The 20131-nt window shown below is 54.7% G+C and carries 19 protein-coding genes and 3 tRNA genes; 10 read left to right on the top strand and 12 right to left on the bottom strand.

Going from position 1 to position 20131, the window contains the following annotated elements:
- Positions 1-7: 7 nt before the first annotated feature.
- Positions 8-1354: an MFS transporter gene (locus MWH02_RS19125; RefSeq protein ID WP_271461256.1), complete on the bottom strand. Its 1347-nt coding sequence runs from the start codon at positions 1352-1354 to the stop codon at positions 8-10.
- A 509-nt stretch (positions 1355-1863) separates the two neighbouring features.
- Here MWH02_RS19125 and garD point away from each other — a divergent pair.
- Positions 1864-3423, top strand: a complete 1560-nt coding sequence (gene garD / locus MWH02_RS19120) for a galactarate dehydratase (RefSeq protein ID WP_271461255.1) — start codon at positions 1864-1866, stop codon at positions 3421-3423.
- A 123-nt stretch (positions 3424-3546) separates the two neighbouring features.
- Here garD and MWH02_RS19115 read toward each other — a convergent pair whose 3' ends face one another.
- From MWH02_RS19115 to syd, 4 genes are all read right to left on the bottom strand, one after another.
- Positions 3547-3993 carry a flavodoxin gene (locus MWH02_RS19115; RefSeq protein ID WP_137386353.1) on the bottom strand — a complete coding sequence of 149 codons (447 nt, stop codon included), beginning with the start codon at positions 3991-3993 and terminating at the stop codon, positions 3547-3549.
- Between the two features lie 12 nt (positions 3994-4005).
- Positions 4006-4785, bottom strand: coding sequence for a tRNA pseudouridine(65) synthase TruC (gene truC / locus MWH02_RS19110; RefSeq protein WP_271461254.1), 780 nt, complete (start codon positions 4783-4785; stop codon positions 4006-4008).
- On the bottom strand, positions 4785-5111 hold the full coding sequence (locus MWH02_RS19105; RefSeq protein WP_101762014.1) for a YqcC family protein: 327 nt from the start codon (positions 5109-5111) through the stop codon (positions 4785-4787). Before MWH02_RS19105 ends, truC begins: the two co-directional genes overlap by 1 nt.
- Positions 5112-5688: 577 nt before the next feature.
- Positions 5689-6252 carry a SecY-interacting protein gene (gene syd, locus MWH02_RS19100; protein ID WP_210081675.1) on the bottom strand — a complete coding sequence of 188 codons (564 nt, stop codon included), beginning with the start codon at positions 6250-6252 and terminating at the stop codon, positions 5689-5691.
- A gap of 62 nt (positions 6253-6314) precedes the next feature.
- Between syd and queF the strand changes: the two genes are divergently transcribed.
- The 3 genes from queF to xni all read left to right on the top strand — a co-directional run bounded on the left by queF (position 6315) and on the right by xni (position 9504).
- Positions 6315-7160 (top strand): NADPH-dependent 7-cyano-7-deazaguanine reductase QueF, encoded by an 846-nt coding sequence (gene queF, locus MWH02_RS19095; RefSeq protein ID WP_271461253.1) that lies wholly within the window; start codon positions 6315-6317, stop codon positions 7158-7160.
- A 182-nt stretch (positions 7161-7342) separates the two neighbouring features.
- On the top strand, positions 7343-8707 hold the full coding sequence (ppnN, locus tag MWH02_RS19090) for a nucleotide 5'-monophosphate nucleosidase PpnN (RefSeq protein WP_101762010.1): 1365 nt from the start codon (positions 7343-7345) through the stop codon (positions 8705-8707).
- 38 nt (positions 8708-8745) lie between these two features.
- On the top strand, positions 8746-9504 hold the full coding sequence (gene xni / locus MWH02_RS19085) for a flap endonuclease Xni (RefSeq protein WP_271461252.1): 759 nt from the start codon (positions 8746-8748) through the stop codon (positions 9502-9504).
- A 336-nt stretch (positions 9505-9840) separates the two neighbouring features.
- Here the strand turns inward: xni and rlmM are convergent, their stop codons facing one another.
- The 4 genes from rlmM to MWH02_RS19065 all read right to left on the bottom strand — a co-directional run bounded on the left by rlmM (position 9841) and on the right by MWH02_RS19065 (position 12852).
- Complete coding sequence (rlmM, locus tag MWH02_RS19080; protein ID WP_101762008.1) at positions 9841-10941, bottom strand: 23S rRNA (cytidine(2498)-2'-O)-methyltransferase RlmM; 1101 nt, start codon at positions 10939-10941, stop codon at positions 9841-9843.
- Positions 10934-11329, bottom strand: a complete 396-nt coding sequence (locus MWH02_RS19075) for a DUF423 domain-containing protein (protein WP_192412013.1) — start codon at positions 11327-11329, stop codon at positions 10934-10936. The genes rlmM and MWH02_RS19075 overlap by 8 nt, the downstream gene beginning before the upstream one ends.
- A gap of 49 nt (positions 11330-11378) precedes the next feature.
- A complete protein-coding gene (locus MWH02_RS19070) occupies positions 11379-12296 on the bottom strand; it encodes a transcriptional regulator GcvA (protein WP_101762006.1) in 918 nt (305 codons plus the stop codon).
- A gap of 331 nt (positions 12297-12627) precedes the next feature.
- Positions 12628-12852, bottom strand: a complete 225-nt coding sequence (locus MWH02_RS19065; RefSeq protein WP_008109575.1) for a YgdI/YgdR family lipoprotein — start codon at positions 12850-12852, stop codon at positions 12628-12630.
- A gap of 206 nt (positions 12853-13058) precedes the next feature.
- Between MWH02_RS19065 and csdA the strand changes: the two genes are divergently transcribed.
- Positions 13059-14264 carry a cysteine desulfurase CsdA gene (gene csdA, locus MWH02_RS19060; RefSeq protein ID WP_271461251.1) on the top strand — a complete coding sequence of 402 codons (1206 nt, stop codon included), beginning with the start codon at positions 13059-13061 and terminating at the stop codon, positions 14262-14264.
- Positions 14265-14268: 4 nt separating this feature from the next.
- Entirely contained in the window at positions 14269-14724 is a 456-nt protein-coding gene (csdE, locus tag MWH02_RS19055; protein ID WP_101762005.1) for a cysteine desulfurase sulfur acceptor subunit CsdE, read from the top strand.
- Here csdE and tcdA read toward each other — a convergent pair.
- Both tcdA and mltA read right to left on the bottom strand, forming a co-directional pair.
- Positions 14712-15518, bottom strand: a complete 807-nt coding sequence (tcdA, locus tag MWH02_RS19050) for a tRNA cyclic N6-threonylcarbamoyladenosine(37) synthase TcdA (protein ID WP_101762004.1) — start codon at positions 15516-15518, stop codon at positions 14712-14714. The genes csdE and tcdA overlap by 13 nt on opposite strands.
- A 28-nt stretch (positions 15519-15546) precedes the next feature.
- Complete coding sequence (gene mltA / locus MWH02_RS19045; RefSeq protein WP_271461250.1) at positions 15547-16695, bottom strand: murein transglycosylase A; 1149 nt, start codon at positions 16693-16695, stop codon at positions 15547-15549.
- Between the two features lie 204 nt (positions 16696-16899).
- On the opposite strand from mltA, the gene MWH02_RS19040 reads away from it, so the two are divergent.
- The 3 genes from MWH02_RS19040 (at position 16900) to MWH02_RS19030 (ending at position 17234) form a co-directional block, all read left to right on the top strand.
- Positions 16900-16976, top strand: a tRNA-Met gene (locus tag MWH02_RS19040).
- Between the two features lie 53 nt (positions 16977-17029).
- Positions 17030-17106, top strand: a tRNA-Met gene (locus MWH02_RS19035).
- Positions 17107-17157: 51 nt separating this feature from the next.
- A tRNA-Met gene (locus tag MWH02_RS19030) sits at positions 17158-17234 on the top strand.
- 73 nt (positions 17235-17307) lie between these two features.
- Here the strand turns inward: MWH02_RS19030 and amiC are convergent.
- Positions 17308-18543, bottom strand: coding sequence for an N-acetylmuramoyl-L-alanine amidase AmiC (gene amiC, locus MWH02_RS19025; RefSeq protein ID WP_146001292.1), 1236 nt, complete (start codon positions 18541-18543; stop codon positions 17308-17310).
- Positions 18544-18776: 233 nt separating this feature from the next.
- Between amiC and argA the strand changes: the two genes are divergently transcribed.
- Positions 18777-20105, top strand: a complete 1329-nt coding sequence (gene argA / locus MWH02_RS19020) for an amino-acid N-acetyltransferase (RefSeq protein WP_007891884.1) — start codon at positions 18777-18779, stop codon at positions 20103-20105.
- Positions 20106-20131: the final 26 nt, after the last annotated feature.

Raw genomic sequence — 20131 nt, 5'->3', positions numbered from 1 at the left:
TCCGTCCTTATGGCCTGGTTTTCAGTTCAACGCGTTTGATATCGCCGGCAATCACCAGGAAACTAAATGCGGCGACAAAGGCATGGATACCGACATAAATCAGCGCGCCCTCGAAGGATCCGCTGGTGGCGATGATGTAACCGATGGCAATTGGCGTGACGATGCCGGAGAAGTTACCGAACATGTTGAACAAGCCGCCGCTCAAACCGCTGATCTCTTTCGGGGCGGTATCTGCCATCACTGCCCAACCCAGCGCACCAATGCCTTTGCCGAAGAATGCCAGCGCCATGAAGAACACCACCACCCATTCGGTGTCAGTGTAGTTACACATCACCATTGAAATGGAGAGCAGCATACCGAGCACAATGGGCGTTTTACGTGCGATGTTCAGCGAACCGGTTTTACGCATCAGGTAATCAGAAATCACGCCGCCCAATACGCCGCCGAGGAAGCCACACACCGCAGGAATCGAAGCAATAAAGCCGGCCTTCAGAATCGACATGCCGCGCGCCTGCACCAGATACACCGGGAACCAGGTAATAAAGAAGTAGGTTAAGGCGTTGACGCAGTATTGGCCGAGATAGATGCCCAGCATCATGCGTGAGGTCAGCAGCTGTTTGATCTGGAACCACTTCTCGCTCCAGCTCACTTTGCGGTCGTCCTTTTTGACGTCCATGTTGATCAGCGCGCCGCCCTGCTCCATGTACTCCAGCTCGGCTTTGTTGACGCCCGGATGATCGGTGGGATCGTGGATCACTTTCAGCCAGATAAAGCTGAGGATGATGCCCAATCCGCCCATGAACCAGAACACGTGCGCCCAGCCCACTTCGGAGACCAGCCAACCCATGATCGGCGCGAAGATTACCGTGGCAAAGTATTGCGCCGAGTTAAAGATTGCGACGGCGGTGCCGCGCTCCTGTGCCGGGAACCAGGCCGCAACAATGCGGCTGTTGCCGGGGAAGGATGGCGCTTCAGCCAGGCCGACCAGGAAGCGCAACATGAACAGCGAAATGATAATGCCAAAACCGCTGAACAGATCGACGAAGCCTTGCAGCAAGGTAAACAGCGACCAGAGGAAGATGCTCCAGAAGTAGACGCGTTTTGAGCCGAAGCGGTCGAGCAGCCAGCCGCCCGGAATCTGCCCAATCACGTACGCCCAGGAAAAGGCGGAGAAGATATAGCCCAGGCCGACCGAATCAAGGCCGATCTCTTTGGACATCGCCGAACCGGCAATCGAAATGGTTGCGCGGTCACCGTAGTTGAACGAGGTGACGATAAATAACATCACCACAATCCAGTAACGGGCATTGGTGCGCTTTTGCACCGCTTCCGCTGTCTGGCTGAAACTATTCATGATGCACTCCTGAAATATAGCGAACGCTACATCCACTCTGACTGCATACACATCGCGTTGGGTATCAGAATGAAGTCGGGTTAAACACGGCGATTTTTATATTTGGCAATACGATGATGCGTCGTGACGAATAACCTAACGTTGAAGAACGAGAATCAGTATAGGAACAGCCTGGCGGCGAAACACTGGAAGAACGCATGAGGATTAAGGGTGAAAGAGAATGATTTTATGGCATCTGCACATAACGCTGCGGCGTGGCTCACGGAACGCTTTTTTGCTCCCTGATTTTGCCTGGTTAACGTACAGGACAACGGCAGTTTGTGAGTCCCTTCACTTGTGTTTGGATAAACGAACCAAATTCCCCTGATAAATCTCCTTAAAGCCAGTCAGTTGCACAATGCATACGGCAAATACCCCTGCATATACTGAGGCTGGCAAAAAACGATGACGTGATGGACGTATTTTAAACCGCGCTGCTACGTACGGTGCGACGAACTGGAAGGTGAGCAATGAACCGTCTTCTGACAGAAAAACCGCTCTATATCAAAGTGCACGATGCCGATAACGTGGCTATCGTGGTCAACAATCAGGGATTACCGTCCGGCACCCGGTTCGACGACGGACTGCAACTGACTGAGCATGTGCCGCAGGGACATAAAGTCGCGCTCAGCGATATCCCGCAAGCAGGCGCGATCCTGCGCTACGGTGAAGTGATTGGCCACGCGCTGCGCCCCATCCCACAAGGTAGCTGGATTGAAGAATCACTGGTAGCGCTGCCTGAAGCGCCGCCACTCCACAGTTTGCCGTTGGCAAACAATGTGCCGCCCGCGCTGCCGCCGCTGGAAGGTTATACCTTCGAAGGCTATCGCAACGCAGATGGCAGCGTGGGCACGCGTAACCTGCTCGGCATCACCACCAGCGTTCACTGCGTGGCGGGCGTGGTGGATTATGTAGTGCAGATCATTGAGCGTGATTTGCTACCGCGCTATCCCAATGTTGATGGCGTGGTGGCGCTGAATCATCTGTACGGTTGCGGCGTGGCAATCAATGCGCCCGCCGCGGTGGTGCCGATTCGCACCATTCATAACCTGGCGCTGAACCCCAATTTTGGTGGCGAAGTGATGATCGTCAGCCTCGGCTGCGAGAAGTTACAGCCCGAACGTCTGCTGACCGGCACACCGGATGTGCAGGCCATTTCGCTGGATGACAACGACATTGTGCGATTGCAGGATGAGCGGCTGGTGGGCTTCGGCGCGATGGTGGATGAAATCCTGCAGGTCGCCGAACGCCATCTGAAAAAGCTTAATCAACGTCAGCGCATAACCTGTCCAGCATCGGAATTGGTGATCGGCACGCAGTGCGGCGGCAGCGACGCTTTCTCGGGCGTAACGGCGAACCCCGCCGTGGGATTTGCTTCTGATTTACTGGTGCGCTGCGGCGCAACGGTAATGTTCTCGGAAGTGACCGAAGTGCGGGATGCTATCCATCTGCTGACGCCGCGCGTGATGGATGAAGCGGTCGGTAAACGACTACTGGAAGAGATGGCGTGGTATGACGATTACCTCAGCCAGGGCCAAACCGATCGCAGCGCCAATCCCTCGCCGGGCAACAAAAAAGGCGGGCTGGCGAATGTGGTGGAGAAAGCGCTGGGTTCGATTGCCAAGTCAGGTCGCAGTCCAATTGTTGAAGTGTTATCGCCCGGACAGCGCCCCACCAAACGCGGGCTGATTTATGCGGCCACACCAGCCAGCGATTTCGTGTGTGGCACGCAGCAGATGGCATCGGGCATTACCTTGCAGGTGTTCACTACCGGGCGCGGCACACCTTACGGTTTGGCCGCCATTCCGGTAATCAAGATGGCAACGCGCAATGCCCTGGCCGAACGCTGGCATGATTTGATGGATATTAATGCCGGAACCATTGCAACGGGCGAAGAGAGTATTGAACAGGTCGGTTGGCGACTGTTTGAGTTGATTCTGGAGATTGCCAGCGGGCGCAAGCAGACATGGTCGGATCGTTGGGGGATTCGTAATCAGCTGGCGGTGTTTAATCCGGCGCCGGTGACGTGATGGTTATTGCCCTCACCCTGGCCCTCTCCCACTTCGCGGGAGAGGGAACAAACCGTGCGGGCTGCACCCTCTAAATATTCCCTCTCCCGCTGGCGGGAGAGGGTTAGGGTGAGGGAAAAGTCCTTACAGCAACTTACCCCAGCTCTCCACCCACGGTGAGGTCACTGATTCGGGCTCCGGATCTTCCGTCGCATCCACCAACAGCACCTCGCCGATGCGCTGCGCGCTCTGCTCCTGCAAGGTGGCATCAAAGGTTTTAGCTGCACGGCAGAAATTGTCATAGCTGCTGTCACCCAAGCCAATCACGCCATAACGCAGTTCTGGTTGATAACCCAGCTGATCGCGCACTGCAACATACAGGCGGGCAATGTTATCCGGGAAGTCGCCCTGACCGGTGGTTGAGGTGACAATCAGCACCACATCCTGGCTGTATGCCTGCCAATCCGCCATCGACGGATCTTCAAACACCTTCACGTCGTGGCCCTGCTCTTCCAGCACCGTCTGTGCTTCTTCAGCTACCAGCAGCGCATTGCCGTAAACCGTACCTGTAAAAATGCCAATCTTTGCCATCTTGCCGCTCCTTTATTCTGTCGGCTTATCCTGGACTGCATCATTGGCAAACTCAACCCTGGGAACATCAGGGATCTGATCCTGCCAGCCAAACTGCTCAAGCATCTGCTGCCAGACGCGATCCAACCCGGCGCGAATCACTATGGCCTCGCCGGTAACGGGATGGGTAAAGCTGAGTGCGCTGGCGTGCAGCATCAGGCGATTGAGGCCAAAATGTGCCGCCGCACCGCGATTCTGGCGCAGATCGCCGTGCGCGCTGTCGCCAATAATCGGATGACGCAGATGCACCATGTGGCGACGCAGCTGATGTTTACGCCCGGTGTGCGGCGCCATCTCCACCAGCGTATAGCGCGCGGTGTTATAGCGGCTGATGGCGACCGGCATCTCAACGTGTGCCAGCGCCTGGTAATCCGTTACCGCCGGTTGGGCAACAGGTTCCTGGGTGGCAAATTTGTCGGCAATCTTATCCAGCTCTTCCACCAGCGGATAATCCAGCGTCGCGCCGCCTTCCAGCCAGCCGCGCAGCACCGCATGATAGGTTTTCTGCATCTGATGCTGTTCAAACTGCTGCGCCAGTAAATGGGCGACTTCACTCGATAAGGCCATCAGCAACACGCCGGACGTTGGGCGATCGAGGCGGTGCACAGTAAACACATGCTGGCCAATCTGATCGCGCACCGTTTGCATCACCACCACTTTTTCATTGCGATCGAGCCAGCTGCGATGCACCAGCCAGCCGGCCGGCTTATTCACCGCGACCAGCCACGCATCTTGATAAAGGATTTCGAGCATCAGGCGGAAGGTTCCTGGAACAGCGCATCAAACTTGTTGAGCGTCAGCAATAGCACCGCATAGCCCGGCGTGTCGGCTGGCAATGCGACTTCATAATAGGGAGCGATGGCAAAATTCTGCGGCAACGGCGCGCCGCTTTCGAGCAGCGCATAAAAACGTGGCATGAACACCCATTGTAGCCATTGCAGCGGCTCCATGGTATCAAGACAGAAAGGTTCGGTACTGGCGAAGGCGCCCGCCTCGGGGGATTGTGACTGCCAATGGCCGTGTTCACGCATCACCGCTTCGACCTGCTGCAGGCGCTGAAAAATCATTTGCGACGACATGCGCCACCTCCAGAGAAAAATTGGGCGGCAAGCATACCATCAGTCACGCCCGGCGTAAAAATGGCATAAAAAAAGGGAGCACTGTGATTACAGTGCTCCCGGTTTTCGTTTGCAGCATTCCAGCTACTGCTGTGCTCCCTGCTCATCCATGACAACTTTTCCTGCGCTTTCCGTCGCTTGTCATCATGACATTGGTCCTTAGCATCCTGGCCCGCCACGTTCCGCGTGGCTCTCATTCTCCGTCCTGGAGGTGTCCTTTATACTCAATCCTGAGTGTCCTGCTTCGTCCTGAAGCCTTCCTTGTGCCGTAAATTCCGTTACGTTCCCGCCTCATGGCTGACATTCTCCTGAACGTCTCTTAATCCCTAGCATCCTGCCAGTGGTGACTATTCTCCCAGAAACCATCGCAATAACAAGCCAGTAAGAAGCGTTAATGGATTAAGTTCTGTCTTAATTTTCAGATTGATGCCATAAGTTCATGATTCACAATATTTTTACATTTAGCGCTTCCGCAAGTCTGCGCAATGATCTAGCGATCTCTCACACGTAACGTGAGAGATCTCTCACAAAGCGCAGCCTAAAAATCTGCAAATGACTGAGTAACCGGTTGTAAAGCATTAAGAAACTTCTCAACCGATGTTGCCAGGACTTCACGCTTTTTAGTGCCAGGCTCCTCAATAATGACCTCGCCGGTAAGATTGCACAGCGCAATCACATCATTCTCTGAGTTGGTGGTGGCAATAAACAGCGTTGGCGCTTGTCTTAAGCGGCGCTTCATAACCAAGTGACCAATCAGGTTTTCCTGCAGGCGAGTGAAATCCGCTTCACTCCATACCTGCAGCAGGGTAATCGGCTGCTGTTCAAAGGTTGCCGTCATATCACCTGCAAACTGGCTGGTGTAAAACGCACTGATTTCTGGTTGCAGTTGCAGATCCAGCGCACGCTCTACCGCTTCAAGCGTGGCTGGTAACGTAAACGGCTGCGGCTGCCACAACACGCGGTCATCCAGCGTGCTGATGATGCAGTCGGAGGGAACGCCAAGCAGATCGGCGCTGGCGGGAAAATGTCCGGTTTGTTGCTGCCAATGTTCCACGTAGCGGGCGGTAAACTCACGCAGAGCATCTACGGTTTGCTGCATCATTCATATTCTCGCAAGTGTTAGGTTACACTTAACCACTTTGATGAAATTTAGTGGTAACCGTTATGTCTTCTGAAAACCGGGATCAGGCATTAAGCGGCCTGACCTTAGGTAAGCCCACGGCTTATGTTGATCGCTACGATAACACGCTGCTGCAATCCGTGCCGCGCAGCCTTAACCGTGAGCCGCTGGGGCTGTATCCCGATAATCTGCCGTTTACTGGCGCAGATATCTGGACGCTCTACGAACTCTCCTGGCTCAACAGCAAAGGCGTTCCGCAGGTCGCGGTGGGCGAAGTGGTGCTGCGCGCCGATAGCCAAAACCTGATCGAGTCGAAGAGTTTCAAGCTCTATCTTAACAGTTTTAATCAGAGCGTTTTCGCCGACTGGGGCGAAGTGCGCCAGACGTTGGAGCGCGATCTCAGCGCCTGCGCGAAGGGTCAGGCCAGCGTGGCGCTGTTTCGTCTCAGCGAAGTGGAAGGCCAGCCGATCGGCCATTTCAGTGGCGAAGTGATTGATGAACAGGATATCGAAATCCACGATTACGCCTTCAATGCGGATTATCTGGCGCAGGCTGCAGGCCGTGAAATTGTTGAAGAAACGCTGGTTAGCCATCTGCTGAAATCGAACTGCTTAATTACCAATCAGCCCGATTGGGGCTCTGTGATGATTCGCTACAAAGGCCCGCGTATTAATCGTGAAGCGCTGCTGCGTTATCTCATCTCATTCCGTCAGCATAATGAGTTTCATGAGCAGTGCGTTGAACGCATTTTCAACGACGTTCAGCGCTTTTGTCAGCCAGAAGCCCTGAGCGTTTATGCACGCTACACCAGACGCGGGGGTCTGGATATCAATCCGTGGCGCAGTAACGTGCCCTTCTCTCCGGGATTTTCCCGCCTGGTTCGCCAGTAATAGTTTGCGAGACGCCTCGCAGGCCGCTGCACGGATGCGCGGTTCCCCTTGAGCATTCACAGCGGACAACGTTACTCTGTTGAAGGCGCGATCGAAGCATGCGCGACCAGGGATTTTCGTCGCTGCGTTAATAAGTTAAGCGCAGCGTCATCAGCCACGCATTTGCGTGTAAAGGAGTTCTCTTGATTACACATATCAGCCCGCTTGGCTCGATGGATCTGCTCTCCCAGCTTGAAGTCGACATGCTGAAGCGCACCGCTAGCAGCGACCTTTATCAGCTGTTTCGTAACTGTTCTCTTGCGGTACTCAACTCCGGTAGCCAGACCGACAGCAGCCAGGAATTGCTTTCGCGTTTTGAAAACTTCGACATCAACGTGTTGCGCCGTGAGCGCGGTGTGAAACTGGAGCTGATCAACCCGCCGGAAGAGGCGTTTGTTGATGGCCGGATTATTCGTTCGCTGCAGGCAAACTTGTTTGCCGTGCTGCGCGACATTCTGTTTGTAAACGGACAACTGGCGGCAACAGAACGCTACCAGAACGAGGAGCCGGAAGACTCTGCGCATATCACCAATCAGGTGTTTTCGATTCTGCGTAACGCGCGTGCACTGCACATCGGCGAATATCCGAATACCGTGGTGTGTTGGGGCGGCCACTCAATCAATGCGGTGGAATACCAATATTGCCGCAACGTCGGCACGCAAATGGGCCTGCGCGAACTCAACATCTGTACCGGTTGCGGACCTGGCGTCATGGAAGCACCGATGAAAGGTGCGGCGGTAGGACATGCGCAGCAGCGTTATCATGACAGCCGTTTTATCGGCCTGACTGAGCCCTCAATCATTGCCGCCGAACCACCGAATCCGCTGGTCAATGAGCTGATCATCATGCCGGATATCGAAAAACGCCTTGAAGCCTTTGTGCGTATCGCCCACGGTATCGTGATCTTCCCTGGCGGCGTGGGCACAGCAGAAGAGCTGCTGTATTTGTTGGGTATTTTAATGAATCCGCACAACAGCGATCAGGTATTGCCGCTGATTCTGACCGGACCCAAAGAGAGCGCCGACTACTTCCGCGTGCTGGATGATTTCATCGTCAATACGCTGGGCGAAGCCGCACGCAAGCACTACAAAATTATCATTGATGATGCCGCTGAAGTGGCGCGTCTGATGAAGAAAGCCATGCCGCAGGTGAAAGAGTATCGTCGCGAAACCGGCGATGCCTACAGCTTCAACTGGTCGATTCGTATCGCACCCGAATTGCAAGTGCCCTTCCTGCCGACGCACGAGAATATGGCAAACCTGAAGCTGTTCCCGGATCAGCCCGCCGAGCTGCTGGCAGCCGATCTGCGTCGCGCCTTCTCCGGCATTGTGGCGGGTAACGTCAAAGAGATCGGAATTCGTGAAATTCGCGAGAAAGGCCCGTACAAACTGCACGGCGATGCCAATCTCATGCACCGCATGGACGAACTGTTGCAAGGTTTTGTCGCACAGCAGCGCATGAAGCTGCCGGGCAGCGCCTACACGCCTTGCTACGAAATCATCAAATAACCCATCAGGAAGGCAGCCTGCGGGCTGCCGCTATCGCTATGTCGCTTCATCTTCTTATCATTGATGCACTCAATCTGATTCGCCGTCTGCACGCTGTTCAGGGTTCGCCATGCCGCGACAGCTGCGTTGCCGCCTTGCATCAGTTATTGGGACATACACAACCCACGCACGTGGTGGCGGTGTTTGATAGCCATGAGCGTCAGCCTGGTTGGCGCCATCAGCTATTACCGGATTACAAAGCGGGTCGCCCGCCGATGCCGGAGGATTTGCATCTGGAGATGCCCGCGCTGCAGGACGCCTTCCGCGCAGCAGGCGTTAACTGCTGGGTGGCTGATTTAGACGAAGCCGACGATCTCGCCGCCACGCTGGCGGTGAAAATGGCGGACGCTGGTCATCAAGCAACGATTGTTTCTACCGATAAAGGTTATTGCCAGCTGCTGGCACCTAACATTCGTATTCGCGACTATTTCCAGAAGCGCTGGCTGGATGTGCCTTTTATCGAGCAAGAGTTTGGCGTAACGCCCGCGCAGTTGCCCGACTATTGGGGATTGTGTGGTATCAGCAGCAGCAAAATTCCCGGCGTGCCCGGCATTGGCCCGAAAAGCGCCCGCGAGTTGTTGATGCAGTTTGGCTCGCTGGATGCGATCTATCAGCAATGGGATCAGGTACCGAGCAAATGGCAGGGAAAATTGCAGGAACAGCGGGAAATGGCGGAAATTTGCCGCAAAGTATCAACGTTAAAGCGTGATTTGATACTGCAAGGCAACCTTAATACATTGAGATATCAAACAAAATAGCGGTCGCCGTTAATGGCGTAATGCCGATCAGTTAAGCGCCATATCAAATCACCGCACCTTCCGTAGCGGCGCGATTTATCGCGCAATGAATTGCGCCGCTACAATGTGTGCTTTCGGTAATTAGGGGTTTTCATGCCTTAACTTACGAGCATTACGGCATAAATGGCGACCCTGAAAACAATTTCCTGCGAAATAATTTGTGCTACAGCAAGGCGGCAAGTGCGCGAGTCCCCGGGAGCATACATCAGTATGTGACCGGGGCGAGCAAACGCAGCCAACGCCGCTGTAGTGCAAAGTATGAAGCAGGACCGCTGTAGCGCAAAGTATGAAGCAGGATTAGCGCTCGTCGCGACGGCCGCCAACAGCCGCCCAAAGTCGACGTACGTGCACGGTGACTTCTTCGCGGTCGTGATAGAGCTGGCGCGCCTGAATCTGGGCATTAATGCCCTGCGCTTTCAGCGCGTCATCAATCATCGCCAGGTTCTGTGTCACTTCTTCGTAGCGCTTTTTCATGGGCAGCTTGAGGTTGAATATCGCCTCGCGGCACCAGCCATTCACCAGCCATTCGGTCATCAGGCTTGCGACGCGCACCGGTTTTTCCACCATGTCGCACACCAGCCAGCTGATATTGGTACGCGGCGGACGGAATTTAAAACCATCTTCGCGGCAGTGCGTCACCTGTCCGGTGTCCATCAGGCTTGGCGCCATCGGGCCGTTATCTACCGCAAAAACCCACATGCTGCGTTTCACCAGTTGATAGGTCCAGCCGCCAGGGCAAGCGCCAAGATCGACGGCGTACATGCCGCTGGCTAAACGCTCATCCCACTCATCCGCAGGCACAAACACGTGAAACGCCTCTTCCAGCTTGAGCGTAGAACGGCTCGGCGCATCGGAGGGGAATTTCAGGCGCGGAATGCCCATGTAGAATGGCGAGTTGTTTTCCGGCAGCGAATAGCCGACGTAACAGGTGCCCGGCGCAATAAAGAACACGTGCACCACCGGACGCTTAGCTGTTTCGTAATTAAGCAGGATTTTGCTTTCACGCAGGCTGGCACGCAGCGGCACGGTTAATTTACGGCAGAACTTGGTGAGCTCTTTCGCTTCATTGGTATCCGGCACTTCAACCCGCAGTTCACCGCCCTTCTCCACCACACCGGTCAGCATGCCGACAATTGGCGTGATGCGGTCTTCTGGTGGCAGATCGCGCAGCAGCTCTCCCACCACCAGCATCTGCCGCGCAAAGATCAGTTCGGCAAACGGCAGCGTTTGGATCAGCTTTTCAGCATCTTGCTGCTGATAGCACTCATACAGCACGTAACCTGAGTCATCTTTGACGCGCGGGAAGCCGTAAATCTCGCGCTCAGCCGCTTTCGCGCTGATTTCTGCCGCGCACTCTTTCTCAAATCCTGGACGGCAATAGAGTAAAACTTTATTCATGGCGATCTGCCTTTCGTTTCAGACGCAGTGCGCCAATCAACATCAAGAACCAGCCAATAAGGAAGCATAAGCCTCCCACCGGCGTAACAAAAACCCAAAACTTCATGTGCGACAGCGCCAGACAATAGAGGCTGCCACTGAACAACACTGTACCGAGCGCCATCGCGGCGCTACTCCAGTAAAACCAGATATTGGCACGACGCAGCATAGCGGCACCCAGGCCAATCACCGCCAGCGTGTGATACGCCTGATATTCAAGCCCGGTATGTATCCACGCCATTTCGGCTGGGCCGAGCGATTTGCTCAGCACATGCGCGCCGAAAGCACCAAACGCCACCAGCATAAATCCGCTAATGGCAGCAAAAACAAACATGGCACGACTGGACATCAAACAATCCTCAAGGTAATGCGCACATCATTGTGCAGCCAGCAACGCATTAGTGATCGTAGCGAAAACGGAATTTTTCTTGTTCATTGGCCGCTTTTTCCAGGATCCACTGACGAAAGGCGGCTATTTTACCCAGTTCTGCCTGGCTGTCATGACAAACCAGATAAAAAGCATTTTTACTGACCAATACGTCATTAAAAGGACACACCAGACGACCGGCTTCAATTTCACTCTGCGCCATCACATTATTCGCCAGCGCCACGCCCTGACCATGAATCGCCGCCTGCAACACCATGGCGCTGTGGCTGAAGATCGGGCCCTGTTGCACATTAATATGCTGCACGCCCAGCTGACGCGTATAGGATTGCCAGTCACGGCGCGATGCATCATGCAGCAGCGTGCAGTGCGCCAAATCGGCCGGCGATTTGAGAGGATGATCACCCGTCAGCAACATCGGTGAGCAGACTGGCAGCAAATATTCGGCATACAATTTCTCAACCCGCAGGCCTGGCCAATTGCCACGACCGTAGAAAATCGCCACGTCGACATCGTCCGCCAATTTCTCCTCATCACGGTCCACCGCCTGGATACGCACGTCGATGCCCGGATAAGCCATATTAAAGCTGGAAAGGCGAGGCACCAGCCATTGAATGGCGAAACTCGGCAGCAAACTGACGGTCAGCGCACCCTTAGCGCTGCGCGCCTGCAACTTACGCGTCGCATCGTTTAGTGCGGAGAAAATCTCCTTAATATCTAAATAGTAGCTTTGACCTTCTTCCGTCAGTAAAAGCGAACGATTCCTCCGGCGAAACAGCTTTAGACCGAGGAAATCTTCCAGAGATTTGATCTGATGGCTGACAGCAGCCTGGGTAACAAACAGCTCTTCAGCGGCTTTGGTGAAGCTCAAATGACGGGCAGCAGCATCGAAGACGCGTAAAGCATTAAGCGGCGGAAGGCGTTTAGACATGGTTTTCCGTATCCGGATTGACAAGGTAATACTTCAACTTATACAAAGTCGCTACGTATTAGTTTTTTTAATCCGAGACATTATAATTTGTCCGTTGAGGAAGCTCCAGCAAATACCTATAGTTGCCGCACTTCCTGAGCCGGAACGAAAAGATTTCTGGAAACGTGCGAGAGATCGCAGACTTTTGGAGAGCTTTTGGCTTGTGGTCGTGATGTTGTGTTTGCATTTTGATCTGACGCTTGCAGATCAAGCTTTTAATTCCTGTAGATTTACCCTGTCTGTCCATAGTGATTTTAAATAGCACCGCAAATTGCGGTGCTTTTTTTTTGCCTTACTGCCCCATCTCCACCATCTCTTTGACGTCAGAGCGGTTAATCTGCTGCTTGTTGCCATTGGCATCCTGATAGCTGATCATACCGGTTTCGTCATCAACTTTAGGTTTGCCATCGGCGACGATGGTGCGACCATCGTTAGTGTGCATTACGTAATTGCTGGAACATGCGGACAGGGTAAAGGCCAGAGTACACACGGCCAGCACTGCGGTGAGTTTATTCATCTTCTATCTCCTTGCAGATTAATTGCATTAAACCACCCGCATGCGCTCACCAAAGGTAGCGCCAGTGAAATCGACTATGAATAGCGACGCGTTATGCGGGTTTCGGTTCAAACCTTGCAATAATTAGCATAACGCGCTTTTCCAGCTTTGCCAGGCAACGGGCCAGCTTTCAGCCTGGTCCTAACATGATTAACAGTGGGCTGAGTATGACCATTTTTTCTCCCGGCGCCTTCCGCCAGCAGTTCCCCGCGCTGAGCGATGCCGGAATCTACCTCGATAGCGCGGCTACTGCGCTCAAGCCGCAGGCGGTGATCGACGCAACGGCACAGTTCTACAGCCTCAGCGCTGGCACCGTGCATCGCAGCCAGTTCGCTGCCGCTCGCGCATTAACGGAAAAATACGAACAGGCGCGCGGATTAGTGGCGCGCTGGCTCAATGCTGCGGACGATCGGCAGATTGTCTGGACGCGCGGCACCACCGAAGCGATCAACCTGGTGGCGAACAGTTGGCTGGCTCCGCGATTGCAGGCTGGCGATGAAATCGTGGTTAGCGAAGCCGAACATCATGCCAATCTGGTGCCGTGGCTGATGGTGGCAAAAGCGGCGGGCGCAAAAGTGGTGAAATGGCCGTTGGGCGACGATCGTTTGCCGGATATCACGCTGTTGCCAGCACTGCTCAATTCACGTGCCCGATTGCTGGCCGTTGGTCAGATGTCGAACGTCACCGGCGGCTGTCCGGATCTGGCGCAGGCGATCCGTTTAGCCCATGACGTCGGTGCCAAAGTGATGGTCGATGGTGCACAAGGCGTGGTGCATTGTCCGCCGGATGTACAGGCGCTGGATATTGATTTCTATGCTTTTTCCGGCCATAAGCTTTACGGCCCAATGGGCATTGGCGTGCTGTATGGCAAAGCGGAACTGCTGGAAGCGATGGATCCGTGGCAAGGCGGCGGCAAAATGCTGACGCAGGTCGATTTTAACGGTTTCACACCGCAGCCGGTGCCGTGGCGTTTTGAAGCCGGAACGCCTAACGTTGCCGGCGTGGTGGGGTTGAGTGCCGCGCTGCAGTGGCTGGCGCAACATGATGGCAAAAAGGCCGAAATGTGGAGCCAGCAACTGGCGAGCCTCGCCGAGGAGCAACTGAGCGAGATCCCCGGTTTTCGCAGCTTCCGCTGTGGCAATGCCAGCCTGCTGGCGTTCGATATTGCCGGCATTCACCACAGCGATATCGTTACGCTGCTCGCCGAGCATGGCATCGCATTGCGCGCCGGGCAGCACTGTGCGCAGCCGCTGATGGCGGCGCTGGGCGTCACCGGCACGCTGCGTGTCTCGTTCGCCCCCTATAATAATTTGCAGGACGTGGATGCGCTGGTGCGCGCCATGCGCCATGCTGTAGACTTACTGAGTGAATAAGCCCATGACATCAACCCTGCTCGCCCCGCATCCGTTCGGCGATCTGATTACCGCCGCCAGCCTGACGGAAAAATTCACCCATTTTCATCAGTGGGAAGATCGCTATCGTCAACTGATCCAGCTCAGCCGCCAGCTGCCTGCGTTAGCGGAAGAGTTAAAGACGCCAGATATTGAACTCACGGGCTGTGAAAATCGCGTGTGGCTAAGCAGCCAGTTGCTGAACAACGGCACGCTGCACTTTTATGGTGACAGCGAAGGACGCATCGTGCGCGGATTGCTAGCGGTGTTACTGACGGCGGTGGAAGGCAAAACGCCAGCCGACTTGCTGCAGCAAGATCCGCTGGCGTTGTTTGATACGTTAGGTCTGCGCGCGCAGCTCAGTGCGTCGCGCAGCAGCGGTTTACAGGCGCTGGCGGATGCGGTGCAACGCGCTGCTCGTCTGCACGCTCAGGCCGTTTGACGCGCTGCCTTCGCCAGAAACTTCTTCAATGCATGGGAAACCGCCACAAACCCGAACGTGGCGGTAACCATGGTCGCCGCGCCAAATCCGGCGGCACAATCCATGCGTTTCGGGCCTTCTGCGGTGGAGCGTGAAGTGCACACGCTGCCGTCCGGCTGCGGATACATCAGCGCTTCCGTCGAGAATACGCAGTCGATGCCGAGCTTGCCTTTGCTGTTCTTCACCACGCCAAAATCCCCTTTCAATCTCTCACGCAGCTTTGCCGCCAGCGGATCCTGAATGGTTTTTGCCAGATCGCTCACCTGGATCTGCGTGGGATCGATCTGGCCGCCCGCGCCGCCAGTGGTTATCAGCGGGATCTTGTTGCGACGACACCAGGCAATCAACGCAGCTTTGGGCCGCACGCTGTCAATCGCATCAATCACGTAGTCAAAACCCGCCGATAACAGTTCAGCGGTATTTTCCGGCGTGATGAAATCATCGATGCAGATCACTTCGCATTCCGGATTGATGGCGCGCATACGCTCGGCCATCACTTCGGTTTTCGCCTGGCCCACTTTGCCCTGCAGCGCGTGAATCTGGCGGTTTGTATTGGTGATGCAGACATCGTCCATATCAATCAGGGTGATTTTACCGATGCCAGTGCGCGCTAAGGCTTCCGCCGCCCACGAACCCACGCCGCCAATACCGATCACGCAAAAGTGCGCGTCGGCAAAACGCTGCAGCGCGTCCTGGCCATAGAGACGCGCCGTGCCGCCAAAACGTTGTCGCCAGGCGTCGCTTACTACTGTCATAACCTAACCTTTCCGGGAAAACGGGACATTAATTAGAACCTAACAGCAGCGAACCGTTGTTGCCATTTTGTGGGTTGCTAAACAGCGGCTGACCGGTGCCCGGCGCGGCTTTCAGCACCCAGACGCGGCCATAATGGTTGTAGAAACCGGCCAGATGCGCCGCATCCGGGCCAACGCCCTGATAGATATCGAAGTGTTGGCCTTTAATCGCGCCACCCACGTCTAACGCCACCATCAGACGCATCTCATATTTGCCATTGAACTTGCCCTTCTCGTTCAGCTGCGGCACTTCGGCTAACAGCACGGTTCCGGCCGGAATCAATGAACGATCGGAGGCAACGGAAGCCTTGGCAATCAGCGGCACCGCGCTGGCACCGCGCACCGGCACATACTCTTCCGGTTTGAAGAAGACGAAGGATTGGTTGGTTTCCAGCACCGAACGCACTTCCTGTGGCGAATGCTCTTGCGCCCACTGACGAATCGCCTGCATCGACATATCTTCGCGCTTCACTTCACCACGATCGATCAGCTCTTTACCGATGCTGTGATAAGCCCAGCCATTTTTGCCGCCGTAACCAAAGAAGCGCAGTGGACGACCATCACCAAAATCAACGTAGCCGCTGCCCTGCACATCCATCATGAAGTTATCGATTAGCGAATTGCTGTAGGCAATGATGTAGCGATCGTCGAGCCCACCATTATAGATAGAAGCGCGGCTCGGCAGTTTCTGTCCACGCGGACGCGGTGGCATACGATAAATCGGATACTGGAACTCGCCCTGACGGGTATAACGCGCTCCCACAACCGGCGTGTAGTAACCGGTGAACTGCACGTTGCCGTAATTGTCAGTGCCTTCCATCTGATAAGCATTCAAACCAAACTGGTTGAGCTGGCGCGTATCCGCGCCGGACAGCAGCCAGTTTTGCACTGCGCTGTAAGTACCGTTGTTGCGCCCGAACAGGCCGGATGAGGCGGTTTGAATCTGCACTACCTGATCGCTAAAGTCTTTGCCGTTCACCGGACGCCCTTTAGCATTCGGTTGGTTGACCAGCCCAAGCGGTTGCTCCAGCTTGCCATCGATATACTGTTGACCGCGGTCGGTCGGTTTGGAACTACAGCCCGCTAACAGCGCGATAAATGCGCCAGTAAGTGCATACTTCGCCCAATGTCCTTTCATAACCTTCTCTTTTTATCGATTGTTTGCCCGGCGAAGATAGCAAAGGGACAGAGAGATTGAAATCTGCCCTAAGCGGTCGCGCTCACATCTGTACAATAATTCACCCAATGGCGAGTTTATTCATCAACTGACTGTAAATTTGGCGTTTTGTCTCAAAAAGGGGTTGCATCGCCGCGCGTCCAGAGTATAGTGCGCATCCACGGACGCGGGGTGGAGCAGCCTGGTAGCTCGTCGGGCTCATAACCCGAAGGTCGTCGGTTCAAATCCGGCCCCCGCAACCAATTCTTCTTAAATGAAGAGACAATGTGAAGTGTCGTGTAACGCGTCAGTCGGACGCGGGGTGGAGCAGCCTGGTAGCTCGTCGGGCTCATAACCCGAAGGTCGTCGGTTCAAATCCGGCCCCCGCAACCAATTGTCTTAAGAAGAATACAATGTGAAAAGTCGCTTAATGCGACAGACGGACGCGGGGTGGAGCAGCCTGGTAGCTCGTCGGGCTCATAACCCGAAGGTCGTCGGTTCAAATCCGGCCCCCGCAACCAATCATTTAAACACCTTAACGGGTGTTTTTTTGTTTCTGGCGTCCGGAAAAAAGCGGCATTGCTGCCGCCCTCCTCAGCGATGCGCTAGTGCCGCACCCTTATCAAAATACGCCTTAATCCCATGCAGAATCGCCTCAGCCACCTGATGCTGATAGCGCGCCGTGCGCAGCTTGCGCTCCTCTTCGACATTACTGATAAACGCGGTTTCCACCAAAATCGAGGGAATATCCGGCGCTTTCAGCACCGCAAATCCCGCCTGATCGACGGTGCGCTTGTGCAGGTGATTGATATGTCCCATGCGTGACAGCACTTCTTTACCAAACTTCAGGCTGTCGCTGATGGTTTGCCGCTGCACCATGTCGAACATGGTGTGGTCGAGATAACGATCGCCGCTCATGCTGACGCCGCCAATCAAATCGGCTTCATTCTGCGTTTGTGCGAGGAAGCGCGCCGCCGCTGAGGTAGCGCCGCTGGTCGAAAGGGCAAACACCGACGAACCGCGCGCGGCCCGACTGGTGAAGGCATCAGCATGGATCGAAATAAACAGATCCGCACGCTGCTTTCGCGCTTTCGCCACGCGGACACGCAGCGGGATAAACACATCCTCATTGCGCGTCATGTAAGCTTTCATGTTGCGCTCTTTGTCGATCAGCGCCTTCAGATAGCGACCGATCTTCAACACGATATCTTTCTCACGCGTTTTGTATTTGCCATGCGCGCCGGGATCCTCACCGCCATGGCCAGGATCGATCATGATGATAATCGGTCGATCGCGCCCCGCTTTGCCCGGCAGCGCCGCCTGCACCGGCTGATCGCGTTCAAGATCGCCCTGATTGTAATTCTGCAGTAATGCCAGTAGCGGATCCTCTTCCCGTGATTGCTGATTAGGATAGAGATCGACCACTAAGCGATGCTTGATACCTGCCACTGGCGCAAGAGTAAATGTCTTGGGCGCAATGCTACGCTTGAGTTCCAGCACCAGTCGCACCGTGTTAGCGTCAAACTGACCGACGCGTGCGGTTTTGATATAGGGATCGTCCACGCGCACCAGCTTATCGACTCCTTTCAGGACCGGGTTGATGTGCATATTTTCGATATCAATAACCAGACGATCGGGATTCCCCAGCGTGAACTGTTTGTACTTGAGGGGAACGTTTGATTCCAGGGTTACGCGGGAGTAGGTCGATGAGGGCCAGATGCGCACCGCCACAATATGCTGGCTGGCAGCCAGCCCGGTACGCGTCACGCTTAGCATTAATAATGCGCCAGCGCCCTGTAATAATCGTCGTCGTGTAAAAGCTTCGGACATGCCGCTCCAACTGCTGTGTTATGTCTAAAAAATCATCACTCGATGGCAAGAAAGTGAAAACTTTACTCGATGAGAATCGTCTTGTCTTGCCGGAAAAACCAGATAATGCAGTCTGTTAGCGCGTGTTGCATCATGAAAATCGTAAAGTAACGTCAGGCCCGGCGCTTGCAATAAAGAGCAAAAGAGCATAAAAATACGAAAATTACGAATAAACATGCATAGAGGGCTTTGCCGTGAAGGAACGCAGTACAGAACTGGTTCAGGGTTTTCGCCACACCGTTCCCTATATAAATACCCATCGTGACAAGACGTTTGTCATCATGTTGGGTGGCGAAGCCATCGAGCATGAGAACTTCTCAAGCATCGTTAATGACATCGGTCTGCTGCATAGCCTCGGCATTCGCTTAGTGGTGGTTTATGGTGCGCGTCCGCAGATTGACGCCAGCATGGCCCAGCAACAGCTGGAACCGATTTACCACAAACATACGCGCGTTACCGATGCGCAATCACTTGAGCTGGTAAAGCAGGCCGCCGGTCGTTTACAGCTGGATATCACCGCGCGTCTTTCGATGAGCCTCAACAACACGCCGCTACAAGGCGCGCACATTAACGTAGTGAGCGGCAACTTCATCATTGCGCAGCCGCTGGGGGTGGATGATGGCGTTGATTACTGCCACAGCGGGCGTATTCGTCGTATTGATGAGGAAGCGATCCATCGTCAGCTGGATAACGATGCGATTGTACTGCTCGGTCCGGTAGCGGTTTCTGTGACCGGCGAGAGTTTTAACCTGACGTCAGAAGAAGTAGCGACGCAGCTGGCAATTAAATTGAAGGCCGAGAAGATGATTGGTTTCTGCTCCGAACAGGGCGTGACCAACCGCGAAGGCGCGATTATTTCTGAATTGTTTCCGAACGAAGCTCAGGCGCGCATCGACGAAATGGAGAGCGACGGCGATTTCCTCTCTGGCACCGTGCGGTTCTTACGTGGTGCGGTCAAAGCCTGCCGCAGCGGCGTGCGTCGCAGCCACCTGATTAGCTATCAGGAAGATGGTGCGTTGCTGCAAGAACTGTTCTCGCGCGACGGTATCGGTACCCAGATTGTGATGGAGTCGGCCGAGCAGATTCGGCGCGCCAACATCAACGATATCGGCGGTATTCTCGAACTGATTCGCCCGCTGGAGCAGCAAGGGATTCTGGTGCGTCGCTCCCGTGAGCAACTGGAGATGGAGATTGATAAGTTCACCATTATTCAGCGCGATAATTTAACCATCGCCTGTGCCGCGCTCTACCCGTTCCCGGACGAGCAGATTGGTGAGATGGCTTGTGTGGCAGTGCATCCGGATTATCGCAGCTCGTCGCGTGGAGAACTGTTGCTGGATCGCGTGGCGTTGCAGGCACGTCAGATGGGGCTAAAGAAGCTGTTTGTGTTAACCACGCGCAGCATTCACTGGTTCCAGGAGCGCGGTTTTACGCCGGTGGATATTGAATCCCTGCCCGAGAGCAAGAAGCAGATGTATAACTATCAGCGCCGTTCAAAAGTGCTGATGGCGGATTTGGGGTAGTCGCATCATTTAACTGTGCCGTTGCG

The sequence above is a fragment of the Pantoea leporis genome (assembly GCF_028048155.1).
Taxonomy (GTDB): Bacteria; Pseudomonadota; Gammaproteobacteria; order Enterobacterales; family Enterobacteriaceae; genus Pantoea; species Pantoea leporis.
This window is presented reverse-complemented; position numbering and strand designations above follow the sequence as displayed.